We start from the raw sequence: 1,830 nt of genomic DNA, 5'->3' as shown, positions 1-1,830 counted from the left end.
GAGCAATGCTCAAGACCTGTGGATCGAGCTCGGGGAGCATGCGAAGGGCGTACCTTCCCGAGTGATCGATTGATGGTCATCGAGTAGGCCGGTGTTCGCAGCACCGGTCGGGAAGGCACGCCCGTGCTCAGCGTAGTCAACGACGACGGCACCACCGCCAACGGCTCCTCCTTGATCGACGAGATCGTCCGGGAGGGTGCGAGGCGGATGCTCGCGGCGGCCCTGGAGGCCGAAGTCAACACCTACATAGCCGAGTTGGCTGATCAACGTGACGAGGCCGGCAGGCGGCTCGTGGTCCGCAACGGCTACCACCAGGCCAGGAAGGTCACCACGGCGGCCGGGGTGGTGGAAGTGAAGGCTCCGCGAGTGAACGACAAGCGGGTCGACGAGGCCACGGGCGAGCGTAAGCGGTTCTCTTCCGCGATCCTGCCGCCGTGGTGCCGCAAGTCCCCGAAGATCAGCGAGGTGCTGCCGCTGCTCTACCTGCACGGCCTGTCCTCGGGCGATTTCGTCCCGGCCCTGAAGCAGTTCCTCGGCAGCGCGGCGGGGCTCTCCCCGGCTACGGTCACCCGGCTCACGCAGCAGTGGCAGGCCGACCACACGGCGTTCATGGAGCGCGACCTGTCGGAAGTCGACTACGTGTACGTGTGGGCCGACGGCATCCACCTCAACGTCCGCCTGGAGGAGGTCAAGGCGTGCGTCCTGGTACTCATCGGGGTCCGTGCCGACGGCTCCAAGGAACTGGTCGCCCTCAAGGACGGCTACCGCGAGTCGGGCGAGTCGTGGGCTGACCTGCTGCGGGACTGCGCCCGCCGGGGCATGCGCGCCCCCGTCCTCGCGGTCGGGGACGGCGCCCTGGGCTTCTGGAAGGCCCTGGCCGAGGTGTTCCCGGAAACCCGCGAGCAAAGGTGCTGGGTTCATAAAACGGCCAATGTCCTGGACGCCATGCCGAAGTCTGCGCAGCCGGGCGCGAAGAAGGCGATCCAGGACATCTACAACGCCGAGGACCGCGACCACGCCGAGGAGGCGATCAAGACGTTCGCCCGGCTCTACGGCGCGAAGTTCCCCAAGGCCGTCAAGAAGATCACTGATGACAAGGAGCAACTGCTAGCGTTCTTCGGCTTCCCCGCCGAGCACTGGATCCACCTGCGGACCACGAACCCCATTGAGTCCACGTTCTCCACCGTCCGACTGCGGACCAAGGTCACCCGCGGTGCCGGCTCCCGGACCGCGGCCCTCGCCATGGTCTTCAAGCTCGTCGAGTCCGCCCAGCAACGATGGCGCGCGGTGAACGCACCCCACCTCGTCGCCCTCGTCCGGGCCGGAGCCCGCTTCGAACGCGGCCAGCTCGTCGAACGCGCCGAGGCGGTCGCCGCATGAGCCGGCCGTCGCACGGCACGCTGCATCACGTCGAGCTGTGGGTGCCCGACCTGCATCGCGCGCTCGCCTCGCTCGGCTGGCTGCTGGAGGCGCTGGGGTATGCCCTCTTCCAGAGCTGGGACAGCGGCCGCAGCTGGCGGCTCGGGCCGACCTACCTGGTCATCGAGCAGTCGCCGGCCCTCACCGCCGAAGAGTACGACCGCTGCCGCCCAGGGCTGAACCACCTGGCCTTCCACGTCGAAGACGCCACCACGGTCGAGAATCTGGCGGCCGACGCCACCCAGCACGGCTGGCACCTGATGTTCCCCGAGCGGCATCCACACGCCGGTGGCGGACAGCACTACGCCGCCTACCTGGAGAACGACGACGGCTTCGAAGTCGAACTCGTCGCGATCGACTCACCTGAACGAAAGTGGGATCAACCGATCCACAAGTCTTGACGATTACTCC

2 protein-coding genes are annotated in these 1,830 nt (G+C 67.4%); both read left to right on the top strand.

Translation table 11 applies throughout. The features are described 5' to 3' along the window. Positions 1-123 precede the first annotated feature (123 nt). Positions 124-1,380 (top strand): IS256 family transposase, encoded by a 1,257-nt coding sequence (locus ACIBJF_RS53275; RefSeq protein WP_399185095.1) that lies wholly within the window; start codon positions 124-126, stop codon positions 1,378-1,380. Next, on the top strand, positions 1,377-1,820 hold the full coding sequence (locus ACIBJF_RS53270) for a VOC family protein (protein WP_399185094.1): 444 nt from the start codon (positions 1,377-1,379) through the stop codon (positions 1,818-1,820). The genes ACIBJF_RS53275 and ACIBJF_RS53270 overlap by 4 nt, the downstream gene beginning before the upstream one ends. Positions 1,821-1,830: the final 10 nt, after the last annotated feature.

The organism is Streptomyces sp. NPDC050743 (assembly GCF_044456925.1).
Taxonomy (GTDB): Bacteria; Actinomycetota; Actinomycetes; order Streptomycetales; family Streptomycetaceae; genus Streptomyces.
The sequence above is the reverse complement of the archived record's forward strand: the minus strand, read 5'-3'. Positions and strand labels throughout refer to the sequence as shown.

Coding starts and splice junctions, on each gene's coding strand:
- ACIBJF_RS53270 (WP_399185094.1), top strand. CDS start 1,377: ATGAGCCGGCCGTCGCACGGCACGCTGCATCACGTCGAGCTGTGGGTG.